The sequence below is a fragment of the Stenotrophomonas maltophilia genome (genome assembly GCF_006970445.1).
Classification (GTDB): Bacteria; Pseudomonadota; Gammaproteobacteria; order Xanthomonadales; family Xanthomonadaceae; genus Stenotrophomonas; species Stenotrophomonas maltophilia_AU.
Map to the genome: position 1 here is coordinate 2,343,024 of NZ_CP033877.1, position 18,500 is coordinate 2,361,523.

General features: G+C 67.3%; 15 protein-coding genes. 7 read left to right on the forward strand and 8 right to left on the reverse strand.

Annotated features, from left to right (window positions below; translation table 11 throughout):
* Positions 1-111: 111 nt before the first annotated feature.
* From EGM71_RS10855 to EGM71_RS10870, 4 genes are read left to right on the forward strand one after another with little or no spacing between them, the layout of a single operon-like run.
* Positions 112-2,289 (forward strand): TonB-dependent receptor, encoded by a 2,178-nt coding sequence (locus tag EGM71_RS10855; RefSeq protein WP_188484925.1) that lies wholly within the window; start codon positions 112-114, stop codon positions 2,287-2,289.
* Between the two features lie 52 nt (positions 2,290-2,341).
* Complete coding sequence (locus EGM71_RS10860) at positions 2,342-2,641, forward strand: DUF3649 domain-containing protein (RefSeq protein ID WP_188484926.1); 300 nt, start codon at positions 2,342-2,344, stop codon at positions 2,639-2,641.
* Entirely contained in the window at positions 2,638-4,248 is a 1,611-nt protein-coding gene (locus EGM71_RS10865) for a PepSY-associated TM helix domain-containing protein (protein WP_188484927.1), read from the forward strand. Before EGM71_RS10860 ends, EGM71_RS10865 begins: the two co-directional genes overlap by 4 nt.
* A complete protein-coding gene (locus EGM71_RS10870; RefSeq protein ID WP_188484928.1) occupies positions 4,245-4,523 on the forward strand; it encodes a DUF3325 domain-containing protein in 279 nt (92 codons plus the stop codon). Before EGM71_RS10865 ends, EGM71_RS10870 begins: the two co-directional genes overlap by 4 nt.
* Positions 4,524-4,611: 88 nt before the next feature.
* On the opposite strand, the gene EGM71_RS10875 is transcribed toward EGM71_RS10870, so the two are convergent.
* Together EGM71_RS10875 and EGM71_RS10880 are read right to left on the reverse strand one after the other, a co-directional pair.
* Positions 4,612-5,700, reverse strand: a complete 1,089-nt coding sequence (locus tag EGM71_RS10875; RefSeq protein ID WP_188484929.1) for a DNA glycosylase AlkZ-like family protein — start codon at positions 5,698-5,700, stop codon at positions 4,612-4,614.
* Positions 5,701-5,777: 77 nt separating this feature from the next.
* Positions 5,778-6,362: a TetR/AcrR family transcriptional regulator gene (locus tag EGM71_RS10880; protein WP_188484930.1), complete on the reverse strand. Its 585-nt coding sequence runs from the start codon at positions 6,360-6,362 to the stop codon at positions 5,778-5,780.
* Between the two features lie 239 nt (positions 6,363-6,601).
* Between EGM71_RS10880 and EGM71_RS10885 the strand changes: the two genes are divergently transcribed.
* Positions 6,602-8,797: a TonB-dependent receptor gene (locus EGM71_RS10885; protein ID WP_188484931.1), complete on the forward strand. Its 2,196-nt coding sequence runs from the start codon at positions 6,602-6,604 to the stop codon at positions 8,795-8,797.
* A gap of 31 nt (positions 8,798-8,828) precedes the next feature.
* Here the strand turns inward: EGM71_RS10885 and EGM71_RS10890 are convergent, their stop codons facing one another.
* Together EGM71_RS10890 and EGM71_RS10895 are read right to left on the reverse strand one after the other, a co-directional pair.
* Complete coding sequence (locus EGM71_RS10890) at positions 8,829-9,185, reverse strand: hypothetical protein (RefSeq protein WP_188484932.1); 357 nt, start codon at positions 9,183-9,185, stop codon at positions 8,829-8,831.
* Positions 9,186-9,648: 463 nt separating this feature from the next.
* On the reverse strand, positions 9,649-10,314 hold the full coding sequence (locus EGM71_RS10895) for a TraX family protein (RefSeq protein ID WP_188484933.1): 666 nt from the start codon (positions 10,312-10,314) through the stop codon (positions 9,649-9,651).
* A gap of 114 nt (positions 10,315-10,428) precedes the next feature.
* Here EGM71_RS10895 and pip point away from each other — a divergent pair, with 114 nt between their 5' ends.
* Complete coding sequence (gene pip / locus EGM71_RS10900; RefSeq protein ID WP_188484934.1) at positions 10,429-11,388, forward strand: prolyl aminopeptidase; 960 nt, start codon at positions 10,429-10,431, stop codon at positions 11,386-11,388.
* A 9-nt stretch (positions 11,389-11,397) separates the two neighbouring features.
* Here the strand turns inward: pip and EGM71_RS10905 are convergent, their stop codons facing one another.
* The 4 genes from EGM71_RS10905 to EGM71_RS10920 are packed head-to-tail and all read right to left on the reverse strand — an operon-like array spanning position 11,398 to position 17,721.
* The gene (locus tag EGM71_RS10905; RefSeq protein ID WP_188484935.1) at positions 11,398-12,759 is read right to left on the reverse strand and encodes a heavy metal sensor histidine kinase; all 1,362 of its coding nucleotides are present in this window, start codon (positions 12,757-12,759) and stop codon (positions 11,398-11,400) included.
* On the reverse strand, positions 12,756-13,445 hold the full coding sequence (locus EGM71_RS10910) for a heavy metal response regulator transcription factor (RefSeq protein ID WP_014037326.1): 690 nt from the start codon (positions 13,443-13,445) through the stop codon (positions 12,756-12,758). The genes EGM71_RS10905 and EGM71_RS10910 overlap by 4 nt, the downstream gene beginning before the upstream one ends.
* Positions 13,442-16,555: a multidrug efflux RND transporter permease subunit gene (locus EGM71_RS10915; RefSeq protein ID WP_188484936.1), complete on the reverse strand. Its 3,114-nt coding sequence runs from the start codon at positions 16,553-16,555 to the stop codon at positions 13,442-13,444. The genes EGM71_RS10910 and EGM71_RS10915 overlap by 4 nt, the downstream gene beginning before the upstream one ends.
* Positions 16,552-17,721, reverse strand: a complete 1,170-nt coding sequence (locus EGM71_RS10920) for an efflux RND transporter periplasmic adaptor subunit (RefSeq protein ID WP_188484937.1) — start codon at positions 17,719-17,721, stop codon at positions 16,552-16,554. Before EGM71_RS10920 ends, EGM71_RS10915 begins: the two co-directional genes overlap by 4 nt.
* A gap of 262 nt (positions 17,722-17,983) precedes the next feature.
* Between EGM71_RS10920 and EGM71_RS10925 the strand changes: the two genes are divergently transcribed.
* Entirely contained in the window at positions 17,984-18,283 is a 300-nt protein-coding gene (locus EGM71_RS10925; protein WP_188484938.1) for a hypothetical protein, read from the forward strand.
* Positions 18,284-18,500: the final 217 nt, after the last annotated feature.

Consider the following 18,500-nt stretch of genomic DNA (forward strand, 5'->3'; position numbering starts at 1 on the left):
GGCAGCGCCGTGCCCTCTGCCAGCCATTCCACAGCTCGCGTCGTCCTGCCCCTGCAGGTCATCGACGGCGCCGTGCTGGCCGATCGCACGACCCACCACACGAGAACCGCCATGTCCCTCCCCCTGCGAACCCTGCCCCTCCCACGCCGCTCGGCGCTGTCCCTGGCCGCCCGTGCTGCGTTGCTGCCCACTCTGCTGATCGCCATCGCCGCGCACGCCAACGATGCACCCGATGGCGCCCGCCAGCTGCCCACCGTGAACGTGCGCGCCGACAAGACCACGCCTGCCGATGCCTATGCGGGTGGCCAGGTGACGCGCGGCAGCCGCGTCGGCCTGCTCGGCGAGCTCGACTTCATGGACACGCCGTTCAACACCACCCGCTACACCGCCGACTTCATCGACAACATCCAGGCGCCGGACCTGGTGCGGGTCATCGCACTGACCGACCCCAGCGTCTACAGCAGCGGCTCCAGCGGTGGCATCACCGACTACTTCAACATCCGCGGCTTCGGTGTCGCCTCGTCGGATATCGGCTTTGGTGGCCTGTACGGGCTGATTCCGTACTACCGCGTCACCCCGGAACTGGCAGAGAGCATCGAGGTGCTGAAGGGCCCGTCCGCGCTGCTCAACGGCATGCCGCCGGGTGGCTCGGTGGGCGGTGCGGTGAACCTGGTACCGAAGCGTGCCGGCGACACGCCGTTGACCCGCTTCACTGCCAGCTACGGCAGCGGCGCGCAGTTCGGTGGCCACCTGGATATCGGCCACCGCTTCGGCGCCGACAAGCAGTTCGGCGTGCGCTTCAATGCCGTGCATCGCGACGGTGACACCGCCACCGACCACCAGCAGCACAAGGCGCAGCTTGCATCGCTCGGCCTGGACTGGCGTGGTGAGCGCTCGCAGGTGTCGCTGGACCTGTTCAGCAGCCGCGACCATGTGGATGGCCTCAATCGCGGTGTATCGCTGGCGCCCGGCCTGGCCGTGCCCCGCCCACCGAAAGCCAGCACCCTGTTCGCACCGGACTGGACCTTCAGCACCGTCAAGGACTCGGCCGCCGCGCTGCGCTGGTCGTTCGAGATCACTGACCACCTGCAGGCGCATGCCAGCTACGGCCACGGCCATACCGATTTCGATTCCATCGCCAGCGCCACCACGCTGATCACCAACGCGGCCGGCGACTTCCGCAACAACTTCGCCCACCAGCGCTTCATCTACAGCAAGGACACCGCCGAAGCCGGATTGTCGGCACGGTTCCGTACCGGCGCGGTCGATCACGCGCTGGCGATCAGTGCGGCCTGGTACCAGCACGACCAGAAATTCGGCTTCAAGCGCAACCTGCTGGCCCGCGACTGGGTGACCAACCTGTACGACCCACAGTGGGGGCCTGCCATCGATCGCAGCTTCAGTGATGCGTCGCTGCCAAAGACCGCGGAAGTGCGCACCACCAGCTTCGGCATCGCCGATACGCTGTCCTTCATCGATGATCGCGTGCAGCTGACTCTGGGCATCCGTCACCAGACCGTGCTCAGCGATACCTTCGACGGCAGCACCGGCAAGCGCACCGCGCGCTACGACGCCAGCGCCAACACCCCGGCCGGTGCACTGCTGTTCAAGGCCAACGACCGCCTGTCACTGTATGCCAACTACATCGAAGGCCTGAGCCAGGGCAGCACCGCCCCGGCCACCGCCGCCAACGCGGGCGACGTGTTCCCGCCGTTCAAGACCCGCCAGCGCGAGGTCGGTGCCAAGTTCGACTTCGGCCGCCTGGCCAGCGCATTGAGCGTGTACGAGATCGAGAAGCCCAGCTCCTATACCGACCCGACTACCAATGTGTTCTCGTTCGGCGGCCAGCAACGTAACCGAGGCGTGGAATGGACCGTGTTCGGCCAGGCCACCGAACAGCTGCGCGTGCTCGGCGGCATCGGCTGGCTGCAGCCGAAGCTGACCCGTACCCAGGGCGGCATCAACGAAGGCCGGCTGGCGACGGCCACACCGCAATGGCAGGGCAAGCTGGGCGTGGAATGGGACGTGCCGGCCGTGGCCGGCCTCACCCTCACCGGCAATGCGGTCAGTATGTCCAAGGGCTATATCAACGCCGACAACAGCCAATGGGTGGCCGGCCGCACCGTGCTCGACCTCGGTGCCCGCTATGCACTGCAGGCCGCCGGTCACCCGTTGGTGCTGCGCGCCACCGTGCAGAACCTGACCAACAAGGCGTACTGGGCAGGCAGCCTCGGCTCCGGGCTGGGTACGCCGCGCACCGTCCTGCTGTCGGCCACCGTCGATTTCTGATGCCTGATGCACGGGCGCCACGCCATCGCGCGTGGCGCCCAGGAGAAGTGATGTGAGCGTTTCCCGTACCACCGCCGTGTTGGCCTGGCTGCCCCTGGTCTCACGCATCATCGCCGCGTTGTTCGGCGGCTATGTGCTGGCCGCACTGTGCAGCATCGCGGCACTGGCGCTGCCCATCGATGGCCGCCAAGCCGTGTTCACCGGCATGCTGGTCAGCTTCCTGCTGTACGCCGGCGCGGTGGTCTGGGTGTTCGCGGTGCGCTCGGCATGGCGCGCGTGGCTGGGCCTGCTCCTCGCCGCGTTGCCGCTGTGGTTGATCGCGCAGACGGTCGGCAACGGAGGCGCTGCATGAGCAAGGTCGATCGCAGCCCCAAGCCACGCGGCATCCGCCAGACCATGTCCGACCTGCATATCTGGGTCGGACTGCTGGCCGGCTGGATCCTGTACGCGATGTTCCTCACCGGCACCGCCAGCTACTTCCGCGACGAGCTCTCGCGCTACACCCGCCCGGAAATCGCCACACCATCCATGTTGCCGGATGCCGCTACGGTCGCGCAGCGTACCGTCACGGCGATCATGGCCGACACCCCTGCGGCCAGCCGGATCAACCTGAGCCTGCCGAGCACGCGCATGCCATGGGTGTCGGCGATGTGGGCCAGCCCGGGCGGACGCGGCCGGCATGGTTTCGACTCGGGCCTGTTCGATGCCAGCACCGGCGCGCCGCTGCTGGCACGCGACACCGGCGGCGGCGACTTCTTCTACGCCTTCCACTTCAACCTGCACTACATGCCGGCGATGTGGGGCCGCTGGATCGTCGGCCTGTGCGCGATGTTCATGCTGGTGGCCATCGTCAGCGGCGTGATCACCCACAAGAAGATCTTCGCCGACTTCTTCACCTTCCGCTGGGGCAAGGGCCAGCGATCGTGGCTGGATGGGCACGCGGCGCTGTCGGTGCTCGGCCTGCCCTTCCATTTCATGATCACCTGGAGCGGGCTGGTGATGCTGGCGGTGCTGTACATGCCGTGGGGCCTGGCCAAACTGCCGGACAAACGCCAGCAGGCCGAGGTGGTCAGCGAGATGCGCCTGTTCCTGCCACCGCAGAAGGCCGCCGGCCACCCTGCTCCGCTCACCAACGTCGGTGCACTGGTGCAACAGGCCGAGCAGCGCTGGGGAACCGGCGCTATAGGCAGCGTGCAGGTGCAGAATCCCGGCGACGAGAACGCACGCGTGGCCGTGGTGCGTGCGCAGTCCAGCCGTGTTTCGACCACCCCGAACTATCTGCTGTTCGACGGCAGCGGTGGGCAGCTGCTGCAGATCAAGGAACACTCGGGCGTAGCCGCCGATACCCAGGGTGTGCTGTATGGCCTGCATCTGGGCCGCTTCGCCGATGCCGCCCTGCGCTGGCTGTACTTCATCGTCAGCCTGGCCGGTACCGCCATGGTCGGCACCGGGCTGGTGCTGTGGACGGTCAAGCGCCGCGCGCAGCTGCCCGATCCACAGCGACCCTACTTCGGATTCCGCCTGGTCGAGCGGCTCAACATCGCCACCGTCGCGGGACTGTCGGTGGCGATGGCGGCCTATCTGTGGGCGAACCGCCTGCTGCCCACTGCCATGGACGGGCGCGCGGCGTGGGAGGTGCATGTGTTCTTCCTGGCCTGGGCGGCCATGTTCGTGCACGCCACGCTGCGCACACCGAAGCGCGCATGGATCGAACAGTTCCTGCTGGCGGCACTGCTGCTGGCGCTGCTGCCGGTGCTGACCGCGGTGACCACCCCGCATCCGCTGTGGCGCACGCTGGCCGCGGGCGATTGGGCGTTTGCCGGCACCGACCTGACCCTGCTGGGATTGGCCGCCCTGCACACGCTGCTGGCCTGGCGCACCTGGCGGCATGCGCCAAAGGTGAAGCGCGCACGGCCGTCTGCCGCGTCACGCACTGCGGCACCGGAGGCCAGCGCATGATCCACGTCATGCTGTTCGTGTTGTCGCTGGGCGCGTTCGCCTGCCTGGCACTGGCGATGGAGCGCCATCAGCGGGACGTCTTGCACCGTGTGTTGAGCGCGCAGGCAACCCAGCAGCTGCGCGCGATGGGCTGGGCACTGCTGGTGTTCAGCGCCGTGTTCGCGATGCGCGGGCTGGGGGTGGGTTTCGGTCTGGCCGCGCTGTCCGGGCACACCAGCGTGGCCGCGGGTGTGGTGGTGTTGGCGATGGTGGCGCAAGGGCGGCGGGATCGGTAGATGCCCACCTTGGTGGGCACCGGTGGAAGCCAGCGCCAACCAAGGTTGGCGGCTACCGGGAGCGATAGGTACCCATCGCCGTTAGGCGCTACAGGAACTCCGCCATGCGATGCAGTTCGTCTTCCAACGCACCACGAAACACCTTGTCGCGGGCCAGTGACTTGCCGGCGTAGCCCACGCTGGACGCCAGTTCACCGTCGCGCGCACTGAGATTGGCCCAGCCCACCACCTGGTCGTGCCACAGCACCGGCAGCGCGTAGTAGCCGTACTGGCGCTTCGGCGCAGGCGTGTAGGCCTCGAACTTGTAGACCCAGCCCCACAGCAGCTCGAAGCGGCGGCGGTCCCACACCACCGGGTCGAACGGCGCCAGCAGGCGCACCTGTTCGTCCGGTGCATGCCGGCGCGAGCGCGGGTTCTCGTCCGCCGGCCAGTACCAGGTGGTGCCGTCCAGCGTGCAGCTGGCCAGCTGTTGCTTGGCCAGCTTCAACGCCTGCCGGGTCTGCTCGGCCAGATGTGGCGCGCCGTAGCCCAGCAGGCGCACCAGGTAGGTCAGGCTGGCCGATGGCAGCGGCGCGTACTTGCGTACCACCAGGTCGATCAGGGCGGCGGCACGTTCGATCTGCGCCTGCTCGCTGGCATCCGCCTCGGCGTGGTCGGCCACCGCATAGATGCGGGTGCCGCTGTCGCGCCGCTGCACGCGCAGCAGGCCACGGTAGTGCATGCCGTCCAGCAGGTGCGTGCTGGCATTGCTGGTGCCGCCCCAGTAGTTGGTCACCCGCCCATGCGCGAACGCCTGGTCGACCTCGCGTGGGTGCACGCTGCCACGCTCGCGCACGAAGGCCAGTACATCCGCCGCGCGGCGCTGGGTCTCGGCATCCCATGCGCGCTTGGACACACGCGGATGCATCAGTGCCAGATGCTCGCGCGGCAGGAAGCCGTAGTTCACCAGGCAATCTTCTTCCACCGGCAAGCGCGAATAACGCCGCTCCAGGTCACCGGCGCGATAGTCCTTCACCCGGTGGCGCAGGGTCAGGTCCTGCGCGCGTGCCGGTGCGCGGATCGGGTCGGCCTGCACGAAGCCCAGGCGCCGGATCGCAGTCAGCAGCGTGGTGGGCTTGAACAGCGTACGCGCCACCGCATGGCGGCGCAGATCATCGAGGGTGGGCGTGGCAGGCATGGCCGCATTGTAGAACCACGCCATGCGTGGATGGGGCCGTGGCGAACCGTGCAACGGCATCCACGCATGGCGTGGATCTACCGAAGTTCCAATACCTCCAGCGAACCGATCACCAGCGCACGCATGCCCTGCTTGAACTCGGTAATCACCTGGCCCTCTTCGTCGTCGGCAATCCCGTAGACCGTGTCCGCACCGGCAATGCAGTAGAACGCGATCGTGGCCAGCAGCCAGCGCGCCTTGTCCACCGGCAGGCCGAACACCTCGGCCACATGGGTCTGGTGCGAGGCGATCTTCTCCAGCATCGGTGCGGTCGCTACCGAACGACGCAGCAGGTATGGCGGCAGCCCGGGGTGCGCTTTCACCACCTCGCACAGCGAATCCACGAACCCCAGCAGGTAAGCGTGCAGCCCACCCGGCGCATCGGCCGAGGCGCGCGGAATCTGCCAGCGCTGGAACACCGTGTCGGCCACCAGCCGCTTCAAGGCCTCCAGGTTGGCCACGCGCTTGTAGAGCGCGGCCTGGGTCACCGCCAGTTCGGCGGCCACGTTGGCCATGGTCAGGTTCGGCAGGCCCAGCGTGATGCCGATGTCGGCCAGGCGATCGGGGGTGATGGTGGGCGGACGGCCACGGGCCGACGCCGGGATCTCAGGGTGCATGTTCATACCGTAGCGAGGGTGCCAGCAAAGGGACCCACTTGTCCGCTTCATATGGTTTAGTTTAATTTACTCAACTAATTCGGAATGCGCCTGGTTCGTAACCCCGCCGCCGTCCGCAATCGAGCCCATGGCTCACTTCCCGCCAGGTCCCCACCCAGCCGACAACCCTGCGCTGCGCCCTCCCCCGTGCTTGCCGTCGGCAGCGCGCCAGGCGCGCTCGCACCTGCGATTCACAGGAACCTGGCATGACCGTGTACCACCTTTCCTCTCCGCTGCAGCCCGCAGCGGCCTCCGCGACCCGCGTGCAGATGCATCCGCCGATGGCCCGGCGCTACCGGGTGTCGGCCCTGGCACTGGGGCTGCTGGCCTCGTTTGCCGCGCTGGCCGACTCCGCGCCGTCCACGCTGCCCTCGGTGCAGGTGCAGGAACAGCGCCGGGTGACCGGCGACTATGCCGGCGGCCAGGTGGCTTCCGGTAGCCGGGTTGGCCTGCTCGGCGACAAGGACTTCATGGACACGCCCTTCAGTACGGTCAGCTACACCGAAGCCTTCATCCGCGACCGCCAGGCCAAGGACCTCACTGACGTCATCGCCGCCACCGACCCCACGGTGTTCAGCAACGGCGTGACCGGTTCCTGGAGCGAGAACTACGCCATCCGCGGCTTCGCCTCCAGCACCAGTGACACCACCTTCAACGGCCTCAGCGGCATGGCGCCGTACTACCGCACCTCGCCGGAGATGTTCGAGCGCATCGAGGTCTTGAAGGGCCCGTCCGCCCTGCTCAACGGCATGCCGCCGGGCGGCTCGGTCGGTGGCAGCGTCAACCTGGTGCCCAAGCGTGCGGGCGAGCAACCGTTGCTGCGGGTCAGCGCCAACTTCGCCTCCGATGCGCAGTCCGGCACCCATGTGGATGTGGGCCGCCGGCTGGGCGCCGACAAGCAGTTCGGCATCCGCTTCAACGGTGCCTACCGTGATGGCGACGGTGCGGTCGGCAAGCAGAGCAAGAAGGTCCAGTTGGGTTCGCTGGCGTTGGACTGGCGCGGCCAGCGTGCGCGGCTGTCGGCCGATCTGTACAGCGCCGACGACCGCGTCGATGGCCCCGCCCGTGGTGTCGGCCTGGCACCGGGCGTAGCGATTCCGCGGCCACCGCGCGGCGACACCCTGATCAACCCGGACTGGGCCTACGTGGACAGCCAGGACAAGGGCGCAATGCTGCGCGGCGAGCTGGACATCAACGAACACCTGATGGCCTACCTGGCCTACGGCACCAGCAAGACCGACTACCGCTACAACGGTTCGATCAGCGCGCAGATCCTCAACCCGGCCGGTGACTTCACTACGGTGATGGGCCAGCTGGCGTTCGACATCAAGAAGCAATCCGGTGACGCCGGGCTACGCGGCAGCTTCCGTACCGGCAGCGTGAGCCATCAGTGGGCCGCCAACGTGACCCATTACCAGCACACCCAGAACGACTACGGCCGCCGCAGCGTGCCGGGCTGGGACTGGACCACCAACCTGTACAACCCGGTATGGGGACCGGCCGCGCCGTTCATCGCGCCGCATATCTCGCACACCGAACTGCGGCTGGACAGCCTCGGCTTCGCCGACACCCTCTCCTTCGCCGATGACCGCGTGCAGCTGACACTGGGCGTGCGTCGCCAGCAGGTGGTCAGCGAGACCTTCAACGTGGCCACGGGTGCGCGCACCTCACGCTATGACGAGAGCGCCACCACCCCGGCCGCCGCCCTGCTGGTGAAGGCCACCGATAAACTTTCGGTCTACACCAACTACATCGAAGGCCTAAGCCAGGGCGCCACCGCACCGATGACCGCCGCCAATGCCGGCGATGTGTTTGCACCGTTCCGCACCAAGCAGAAGGAGCTGGGCCTGAAGCTGGACCTGGGCAGCTTCGCGCACACCTTTAGCGTGTACGAGATCAAGCGCCCGAGCAGCTACACCGATCCGGTCACGAATATCTTCTCGTTCGGTGGCGAACAGCGTAACCGTGGCGTGGAATGGGGCTTCTTCGGCTCACCGCTGGATGGCGTGCGCCTGCTGGGCGGCGTGGCCTACGTGCAGCCGAAGCTGACCCGCACGGCCGGCGGCGTGAATGAAGGCCGCATCGCCACAGCGGTTGCGCAGCGGCAGGCGAAGCTGGGCGTTGAATGGGATGTGCCGGCCTTGCAGGGCCTGACCTTGACCGGCAATGCCACTGCGATCTCGAAGCAGTACATCAGTGCCGACAATCGCCTGTCGGTGCCGGGGCGCACCTTGTTTGATGTGGGTGCGCGTTACAGCACCACGATGGCCGGACGACCGCTCGCCCTGCGCGCCAGCGTGAACAACGTGACCAACAAGGCGTATTGGGGCATGCCGTTGCTTTCCAGCCTGGCACTGGGTGCACCGAGAACGGTGTTGTTGTCGGCCACGATGGATTTCTGAAAGGCATCCACGCATGGCGTGGATCTACGTTTCATTCCGGGTGCAGGCGATAGATGGCATGACTGGTCAACGCCAATGCCGCCAGCTTCAGGCCTTCCATCACGCGATCGCCCACGTACTGATCCGGGCCGCCATTCTGGCGGGCGCGTTCGGCCGCCAGCAGGATTTCCTGCACGATACGCAGCCCGGCCAGCGCACCGTCGGCGTCGGCCAACGCCAGGCAGCGGCCCGGCAGCTGATGGCGCTCGGGCCAGGGCTGGCCGTCGGCGGCCGCGCCCAACCCGATGCGATGCAGCAGGGCCATCAGGCTGTTGGGATCAGTCGCGATGTCGTGCCCTTCATCGGCATTGGCCGGGGCGTGCTGATGAGGGAACTCCGATGCGTTCATGGCAGGTCTCCGTGCAAGGCATGCGGGACCACCGCCCTTAACAATCAAGGCGGCGGACGGTACGTGGCTGGAAATCCCGTGAGTCAGTGCTATACCCGGGCGGTGGGCTTGCGCCCACCTCCACGCACCGCCCGCCATGGAACGCGAACGGAATGCCAGCCGACGCCGCGCAAGACGACGCCGGCCGGCAAGCGTAAACAGCACTTACTCAACGGGGTTTCCAGGCCCCGGCCACCCTTATTCGGTGGCACCCCATCATGTGCACAACGAGATGGCAGGCGCCAACAACCCACGTGCAAAGACAGCGACGTTTACGCAGCGATGGCATTGTCGCATATCGTCAATTGATCCGAATATTCAACAACTTGCGCCATACCATCTGCGGCATTCCCCACCCGCATTGGCACCGCGCATTCCTTGACTGCATCCGGCATTCGAGACATGCGAGATGCCAGTTCCGACATTACGCAAGCAGATGGGCAATCAACGCCAGCACCGCCAGATGCCCCACGTAGTACCCGTAGAACACCCAGCGCCAGCGCGGCAGTTGCCACGTCATCCGCGCCGCCAGCAGCACTATCGGAATGGCCAGCAGCGCCCAGCCGTTGTGGTTGGCCCAGCACACCGCTGCAAGCGCGGCCAGCAACAACCACCAGGCCCGATGCCGGAACGCGATCCAGGCCAGCAGTACGCTGCCCACACCGGCCCACTGATAGTCCACCAGCATCGGCAGCAGACCTGCGGCCAGCAACAGCTGCACCGGCCGATTGTTCGCCAACGCATGCACGGCCACCGCGGCCAGAGCGAAGGTCAACAGGATGTTGAGCGGCAGCCAGGAACCGAACGCGAGTGCATGCAATGGCTGCGCGATCACCCCCCATAGCGCGAGCCGGCGTATCGATTTGCGCAGGTCCGCCCCGGGCTGGGCCAGGTTGCAGGCCATCACCAGCGCGAACAGCGGGAACGCGATACGCCCCAGTTCGCTGACCACCGGCAGGTAGCCGCCGAAGACCACCTTGGCCACGTGATCGCCGGTCATGGTCAGCAGTGCGATCCATTTCAGCAGCTCGCGCGCGCCGCTGCCGAGAGTGAGGTTGAAGGTGGACGTCCCGGTCGTGGTCGCTTGCATCGCGGAAGCTTATGCGCATCGGCCAGCCCATTTCCAGCGTCGCGCAGGAGCCGGCCGCTGCAAGCCGCAGGCGGCGGCGCTATGCTGGCCGCCCCTGCTTGTGAGACGCCCGCCATGCGCACCCTGTACCCCGCCATCGAGCCCTACCGCGAGTTCACCCTGCCGGTGAGCGATCTGCACACCCTGCATATCGAAGAGTGCGGCACGCCCGAGGGCATCCCGGTGGTGTACCTGCATGGCGGCCCGGGCGCCGGCATCTCACCGACCCATCGGCGCTTCTTCGACCCGGCGCGCTACCGCATCGTGCTGATCGACCAGCGCGGCAGCGGCCGCTCCACGCCGTTCGGCGAGCTTCGCGACAACACCACGCAGGATCTGGTGGCCGACATCGAGAAGGTGCGCGAGCATCTGGGTATCGAGCGCTGGCTGGTCTACGGCGGCTCCTGGGGTTCGACCCTGTCGCTGGCCTACGCACAGGCGCATCCCGAACGTGCCACCGGCCTGATCGTGCGCGGTGTGTTCCTTGGCCGCGAGATGGAAAATCGCTGGTTCGCCGAGGCCAACGGCGGTGCACGCTGGATCTTCCCGGAACGCTGGGATCGCTACGAGGCCTACATTCCAGAAGGCGAGCGTGGTGACATGATTGCGGCCTACTGGACGCGCATGGACAGCGCCGATGAGGCCACCCGCATCGCAGCCGCGCAGGCCTGGCTGGGCTGGGAAGACAACGCCGCCACCCTGCAACACGACGTGGATGCGGTTTCCACGGATGACCCGCTGGATACCCTGGCCAAGGCCCGCATCGAGGCCCACTACTTCCGCAATGGCATCTTCCTGGAGCCGAACCAGCTGCTGCGCAACATCGACCGCATCCGCCACCTGCCCGGCGTGATCGTGCAAGGCCGCTACGACATCATCTGCCCGCCGCGCAGCGCCTGGGACCTGGCCAAGGCCTGGCCGGAAGCCAGGCTGCAGATGGTGACCTCAGGGCATAGCGCGAACGAGCCTGCGACGGTGGATGCGTTGGTGCGGGCCACGGATGCGTTTGCCGACCAGTTCGGCAGCGCAACCTGACCCACGGCGTCAGCAGGCCACGGTGAACCCCACCGTGGTCAGCCCGTCACGGCTGGCGACGAACACGTCGCCACCATGCAGCACGGCGATGGCCTTGACGATGGACAGGCCAAGACCGTGGTGGCGCTCGCCGCGGTACTCACGGGCCTCGTCCACGCGATAGAAGCGCTCGAACAGCAATGGCAGGTGCTCGGCAGCAATCCCCTCGCCTTCGTTCAGTACCGCGATGCGCGTGCCTTCACCCTCGGCCTGCAGCTGCACACGCACCTCGGTTCCCGGCCGCGCGTGTTGCACCGCATTGTGCAGCAGGTTGGTCAGGGCGCGCCGGAACAGCGAGGGATCGATGCTGGCCGTCGCTTCACCTTCGATGCGCAGGGTCAGCCCGGCTTCCTCGAACAGGAATTCAAGGAAGTCCCCGGCGGCGGCCACTTCGTCGGCCAGCGCCACCGGCCGGGTTTCCATCGCGATGTCGCCCTGCCCGGCCCGCGACAGGAACAGCATGTCGTTGACGATGGCGCGCAGCCGCTCCAGCTCTTCCAGGTTGGACTGCATCACGTCCTGCAGCTGCGCGTTGTCGCGCGGACGCGACAGGGCCACCTGGGTCTGGCCCATCAGATTGGCCAGCGGCGTGCGCAGTTCATGGGCCACGTCGGCGTTGAACGCATCCAGCCGCGTGTAGGCGGCCTCGAGACGATCCAGTGCACCGTTGAAGGCATGCGTCAGGTGCCCCAGCTCTGCCGGCAGCGCCTGTGTGCCGAGCCGCTGCGACAACCGCTGCGGGCTGAGCGATCGCGCCTCATCCGAGAGCGCCCGCAACGGGGCCAGCCCCAGGCGAGCGATCCAGTAGCCCAGCCCGGCCACCAGCAGCACGCCCAGCGCACCCGCGATCCACAGCGCCCAGGCGAAGCGCTGCAGGGCATCGGTGTAGGGTTCGGAGTCGATGCCGATCCAAAGGTCCACCGCCGGCCGCGCGCCCTTGCCGGGGACGCGCTCATAGAGCGTGCGCAACGGATGCCCGCCAGTCCTCTGCAGCGTCCCCATGCCTCGATCGCCCTTCTCCGGCGGCTGCACGTCGGGTCGTGCAGGACCGATACGGAACGTCGGGTCGTCACTCCAGGCCCAGACCAGCGTGTCGCGGTCGCCGGAAATCAGGTTGCCGACCTTGTCGCGCACCTTGCTCCAGCGCTCGCGGGTATCGCACATGGCCACACTGCCGCTGACCGCGTGCAGCTTGGTCTGCAGCTCCGCGTGCTGGTAGCGCACCACCTGCCGTTCCAGCACGCCGTATACGCCGATGCCCAACAGGGTGAACACCAGCAGCGCGGCCAGCGCAAACATCGCCGACAGGCGCTGGGCGATCGACCACCTCATCGGCCATCGTCCTCGTCATCACGCACTTCCAGCACGTAGCCCATGCCGCGCACCGTATGCAGCAGCTTGCTGGGGTACGGGCCATCGAGCTTGCTGCGCAGGCGCTTGATCGCCACTTCCACCACGTTGGTGTTGCTGTCGAAATTGATGTCCCAGACCTGCGCGGCGATCACTGTCTTGGACAGGATCTGCCCGCGCCGCTGCGCGAGCAGGGCCAGCAGTGCGAACTCCTTGCCGGTCAGGTCCAGCCGCGCGCCGTCACGATAGGCGCGCCGCGCCAGCAGGTTGACCTGCAGATCGCCCACCTGCAGTTCGGTCGGCTCCTGCTGGCGGCCGCGCCGGACCAGCGCCTGCAGGCGCGCCAGCAGTTCGATGAACGAGAACGGCTTGACCAGGTAGTCATCGGCACCCTGCCCCAGCCCATGCACGCGGTCATCCACGCGGTCGCGTGCGGTCAGCATGATCACCGGGGTCTGCTTGCTGCGGCGCAGTTCACGCAGCACATTGAAGCCATCCATGCCGGGCAGCATCACGTCCAGCACGATCACGTCGTAGTCGAATTCGCGCGCCAGGTGCAGGCCGGTCACACCGTCGGCGGCCAGGTCCACTGCCCAGCCCTGTTCGCCCAGGCCGGTGCGCAGATAGTGGGCAGTCTTGCTCTCATCCTCGACGATCAGCAGTTTCATCCGGGCTCCGTCAGTGCAGCGCCTGCCGCCGCCCTGCGCTCGCGTCGGCGCTGCAGGAACAGCCGGTCCAGGGCCAGGTAGATCACCGGGGTACTGTACAGGGTCAGCAACTGGCTGATCAGCAGGCCACCGACCACCGCCACGCCCAGCGGCTGGCGCAGCTCCGAACCAGTGCCGAACCCGATCATCAGCGGAATGGCACCCAGCAGTGCAGCCAACGTGGTCATCATGATCGGGCGGAAGCGGGTCAGGCAGGCTTCGTGGATGGCCTGCAGCGGGGTCAAGCCACGATTTCGCTGAGCATCAAGCGCGAAATCGACCATCAGGATGCCGTTCTTCTTGACGATGCCGATCAGCAGCACGATGCCGATCAGCGCCATGATCGAGAAATCCAGCCCCCATACCCACAGCATCAGCACCGCGCCGATACCGGCCGACGGCAGCGTGGACAGGATGGTGAGCGGGTGCACGAAGCTCTCGTACAGCACGCCGAGGATGATGTAGACCGCGAGCAGCGCGGCCAGGATCAGCAACGGCTGGCTGGCCAGCGATTCCTGGAACGCCTGTGCGGTGCCCTGGAAGCGCCCGTTGATGCTGTCGGGCATGCCGATCTGCGCCTGCGCCTGCTCGACCAGGGTAACTGCCTCACCCAGCGAGACGCCCGGCGCCAGGTTGAACGACAGGTTCACTGCCGGCAGCATGCCGTTGTGGCTGATCGACAGTGGCCCGTTGCCCGGTGGCTGCACCTGCGCCACGGCCGACAGCGGCACCATCTGCCCGGTCAGCGGCGAACGCAGGTGGAAGTAGGACAGCGCATCGACCTCGCCAAGCAGGCCGGGTGCGATCTCCAGGATCACCCGGTACTGGTTGGTCTCGGTCTGGAACTCGTTGATCTGGCGCTGGCCGAACGCATCGTAGAGCACCTGGTCGATATCGTTGGCGGTCAGGCCGAAGCGCGCCGCAGCAGTACGGTCGATCTGCAACCGGGTAACGCTGGCGCCCACCTGCTGGTCGTTGGACACATCACGCAGCTGCGGTAGCCCGCGCAGGCGTTCGGTCAGCTGCTCGGCCCAGCGTGACAGCTCGCGGCTGTCCTGGCCGCGCAGTGCGTACTGGTACTGCGTACGCGCCGGCCCCGCGCCCAGGTTGATGTCCTGCGCGGCACGCATGTACACGGTGATGCCCGGCACACTGGCCATCTTCGCACGCAGCCGGTCGATGAAGCCGTGCACATCGACGTCGCGGTCGCCGCGGTCCTTCAGGATGAACCAGAAGCGTCCGTTGGACAGGGTCTGGCTGCCGCCGGTGGCGCCCACTGCATGGTTGTAGGCCTGCAGTGCCGGATCCTCCGCGGCGATCTTCGCCAGCTGCTGGTGCTTGGCCGCCATCTCCTCGAAACCGATGTCCTGCGCCGCTTCGGTGGTGGCGAACACGAAGGCGGTGTCCTGCAGCGGGAAGAAGCCCTTTGGGATCACCACATACGAGGCCACCGCTACCGCCACCGTCGCGCCGAAGCCGAGCAGCACCAGCCGCTGGTGGCCCAACGCCCACTGCAGGCTGCGGTCGTAGCCGGCCAACAGGCGCCCGGCCAGCGTGTCCTGGCCGTCGCGGTGGGCCGGCATGCGCTTCATCAGGTGCGCGGCCATCATCGGCGCCAGCGTCAGCGAGGCCACGATGGAAATCAGGATCGCGACCGTGATCGTCATTGCGAACTCGGCAAACAGGCGCCCGACCACGCCGCCCATGAACAGCAACGGGATGAACGCCGCGATCAGTGACAGGCTGATCGACACCACGGTGAAGCCGATTTCCTCGGCACCCTTCAGCGCCGCTTCAACGGGCCCGAGGCCGGCTTCGCGATGGCGGTGGATGTTCTCCACCACCACGATGGCGTCGTCCACCACGAAGCCGACCGCCACCACCAGTGCGACCAGGGTGAGATTGTTGAGGCTGAAGCCGGCCACATACATCGCCGCGAAGGTGGCAACCAGCGCCACCACCAGCACCGCACCGACGATGAGCGTGGCCGAGAGCTGGCGCAGGAACAGCCCCATCACCAGCACCACCAGCACGATGGTCAGCACCAGCGTGACTTCCACTTCGTGCAGCGAGGCACGGATGGTGCGCGTGCGGTCGTTGAGCACCTCCACATCGACGCTGGCCGGCAGGTTCGCGCTCAACGCCGGCAGTGCCGCCAGCACCGCATCGGTGGTGCGCACGATGTTCGCACCCGGCTGCCGGCTGATGATCAGGCCTACGCCGGGCTGACCGTTCGGCCACGCCTGCACATAGGCGTTCTCGGCACCGTCGACCACCTGCGCGACATCACCCAGCGTGACCGGTGAACCCTGCCGGTAGGCGACCACCAGCTGGCGGTAGTCCTGGGCATCGAACAGCTGGTCGTTGGCCTCGAACGTGGACGTGCGCTGTTCGCCCATCAAAGCGCCCTTGGCCTGGTTGAGGCTGGCGTTCTGGGCCACGCCGCGCAGGTCGGACAAGGTCATCCCCATCGCGGCCAGGCGCTCGGGTTGGGCCTGTATGCGGATGGCCGGGCGTTGCTGGCCAACGATGTTGACCTCGGACACGCCACTGATCTGGCTGATTGAACGCGCCAGGCGGCTCTCGGCCAGGTCGCTCAGCTCGGTCATCGACATCTGTGCCGAGACCACGCTGAGCACCAGGATCGGGCTGTCGGCCGGGTTGACCTTGCGCCAGGTCGGCAGGTTCGGCAGGTCGCTGGGCAGGCGCCCGGCCGCGGCATTGATGGCTGCCTGCACTTCCTGCGCGGCGGTATCGATGTTCTTTTCCAGATCGAACTGCAGCGTGATCGAGGTGCTGCCCAGCGCGCTGGTGGAGGTCATCTCGATGATGCCGGGCACGCCGGTCAGCTGCGTTTCCAGCGGCGTGGCCACCGCCGATGCCATGGTCTCGGCACTGGCGCCGGGCAGGCTGGCATTGACCCGGATGGTCGGGAATTCCGCTTCCGGTAATGGCGCCACCGGCAACCGCGGCAGTGCGGCTACACCAAGCAGTATCACCGCCAGCGTCAGCAGCGTGGTGGCCACCGGATGCCGAACGAACCAGCTGGACAGCGAGACGCGGGCACTCATGGTGCGGCCCCGGCCTTGGCAACCGGTGCGCCGGCTTCAGTGACGACCACACCCGGGCGCAGGCGCGACTGGCCATCGCGCACGATCACATCGCCCACCCGCAGTTCACCCTGGACGGCCACCTGACCGTTCTCGGCTTCACCGACAGTGACCGGCAGCACCTCGACGCTCCCATCGCCCACTACGCGGTAGACGAAGCTGCCCTCGACACCGCGCTGGATTGCGGCAGCGTCCACCACCAGTGCGTCCGTCGTCTGGCCGATGCGTACCCGCACGCTGACCAGCTGGCCCGGCCACAGCCGGTCGTCGGCATTGGCGAAGCGCGCACGCAACCGCACCGTGCCGGAAGTCTCGTCGATCTGGTTGTCGATCACCTGCAGGATGCCTTCCGCCAGGGATTGGCCACCATCGCGGTCCAGTGCCTGCACCGCCACGCCGCCGGCCGCCAACGCCTGCCTCAACTGCGGCAACGCGTCCTGCGGCAGCGCGAACACCACCGAGATCGGGTCGGTCTGCTGCACCGTCACCAGTCCCTGCGTATCGGTGGCACGCACCAGGTTGCCGGGGTCCACCTGCCGCAGGCCGATGCGGCCGTCCATCGGCGCCAGGATACGGGTGTACGACAGCTGCACCTGCGCGGCGTCCACCGCCGACTGGTTGCCACGCCCGGTGGCCTGCAACTGCTGCACCGTGGCCGCCTGCTGCTCCAGCATCTGCCGCGAGACCAGCTGGTCGGTAGACAGGTGCTGCAGCCGCGCCAGGTCCGAGCGCGCGGCATCCAACGTGGCCCGGTCGCGCACCACTGCGGCCTGTGCGCCACCCAGGTCGGCGCGGATCGCGCGATCATCGATACGGGCCAGCAACTGGCCCTTGCGCACCTTCTGGCCCTCCTCAAACAGCACCTCGGTCAGCACGCCATCGACCTGCGGCCGCAGCACGGTGCTCTGCAGCGACTGCACCGTGCCTACGCCGCTGCGCCAATGCGCCACATCGCGCTGCTCGACACGGCTGGTCACCACCGGTACCGGCGGCGGCGCACTGGCCGGTTGCGCGTCGCTGCGCGACACACCCTGGAACAACATCACCAGCGACAGCGCCACCAGCAGCAGCGCGCCCAGGGCCAGGTTGCGGCGACGCATTCGCGAGGACAGGAAGGGGATTCGCATGACAGGGATCCATACCGGTGCCGGCGCGGGGGCTGCGCGGGCCTGACCCCATCCTCACGGCTGGCCTCCGGCGCCTTGCTGTCGCCTGCCTGACAATTTCGTCAGGTGCCGATGGCGCTCGCATGGGGCGTGCGGGTGAACGGTGGCCCACCGCTGCATGGCGACCCGGTCGGTTCTTCGCAGCTCGCTTACAGACCCGGGCCGAAGATCCGGCCGTGGCCATCCACATCCGTGGCCCGCGCACCCACTCCTGGAGCCTGTCATGACCGGTATTCGCTACGTTCCTGTTGTCCTCGCCATCTCCGTCGGCCTGCTGCTGGGCGCCTGCTCCAAGACCCAGGAGGCGAGCAAGGCCACCGCCGCCGAGGACGTCACCGAAGTGAAGCTGATACCGCCGTATGAGTCGCTGGACAAGGACAAGGACGGCATCGTCACGCTGGCCGAGGTGGATGCGGTGGCGCCGGACTGGGCCGAACGCCTGCATGCCTGCGATACCGACCGTGACAAGACGTTGACCCGTGGCGAGTACGACGTGTGCAAGCAGACCAGCGCTTCGCATTGATCCATCACTGAATCCTCGATTGGCGCTGCGCATGCCCGGCTATACCAAGGTATAGCCGGGCTAACCCACGGGCCTCTAGGCCTGCCGCATTCAGTGGCGGACAATAGCGCCACTGGCCAGGGCAACCCTGGCTGGCACCCTCCCCTCATGGAGACGCAGATGGACCCCGACCCTGCCGGGCGCACCGCGCCCCGGATGACCGCCTGTTGCCTGTTCC

Coding starts and splice junctions, on each gene's coding strand:
- EGM71_RS10865 (WP_188484927.1), top strand. CDS start 2,638: ATGAGCAAGGTCGATCGCAGCCCCAAGCCACGCGGCATCCGCCAGACC.
- EGM71_RS10920 (WP_188484937.1), bottom strand. CDS start 17,721: ATGCGAATCCCCTTCCTGTCCTCGCGAATGCGTCGCCGCAACCTGGCC.
- EGM71_RS10915 (WP_188484936.1), bottom strand. CDS start 16,555: ATGAGTGCCCGCGTCTCGCTGTCCAGCTGGTTCGTTCGGCATCCGGTG.
- EGM71_RS10875 (WP_188484929.1), bottom strand. CDS start 5,700: ATGCCTGCCACGCCCACCCTCGATGATCTGCGCCGCCATGCGGTGGCG.
- EGM71_RS10885 (WP_188484931.1), top strand. CDS start 6,602: ATGACCGTGTACCACCTTTCCTCTCCGCTGCAGCCCGCAGCGGCCTCC.
- EGM71_RS10855 (WP_188484925.1), top strand. CDS start 112: ATGTCCCTCCCCCTGCGAACCCTGCCCCTCCCACGCCGCTCGGCGCTG.
- EGM71_RS10910 (WP_014037326.1), bottom strand. CDS start 13,445: ATGAAACTGCTGATCGTCGAGGATGAGAGCAAGACTGCCCACTATCTG.
- pip (WP_188484934.1), top strand. CDS start 10,429: ATGCGCACCCTGTACCCCGCCATCGAGCCCTACCGCGAGTTCACCCTG.
- EGM71_RS10925 (WP_188484938.1), top strand. CDS start 17,984: ATGACCGGTATTCGCTACGTTCCTGTTGTCCTCGCCATCTCCGTCGGC.
- EGM71_RS10870 (WP_188484928.1), top strand. CDS start 4,245: ATGATCCACGTCATGCTGTTCGTGTTGTCGCTGGGCGCGTTCGCCTGC.
- EGM71_RS10890 (WP_188484932.1), bottom strand. CDS start 9,185: ATGAACGCATCGGAGTTCCCTCATCAGCACGCCCCGGCCAATGCCGAT.
- EGM71_RS10880 (WP_188484930.1), bottom strand. CDS start 6,362: ATGAACATGCACCCTGAGATCCCGGCGTCGGCCCGTGGCCGTCCGCCC.
- EGM71_RS10905 (WP_188484935.1), bottom strand. CDS start 12,759: ATGAGGTGGTCGATCGCCCAGCGCCTGTCGGCGATGTTTGCGCTGGCC.
- EGM71_RS10895 (WP_188484933.1), bottom strand. CDS start 10,314: ATGCAAGCGACCACGACCGGGACGTCCACCTTCAACCTCACTCTCGGC.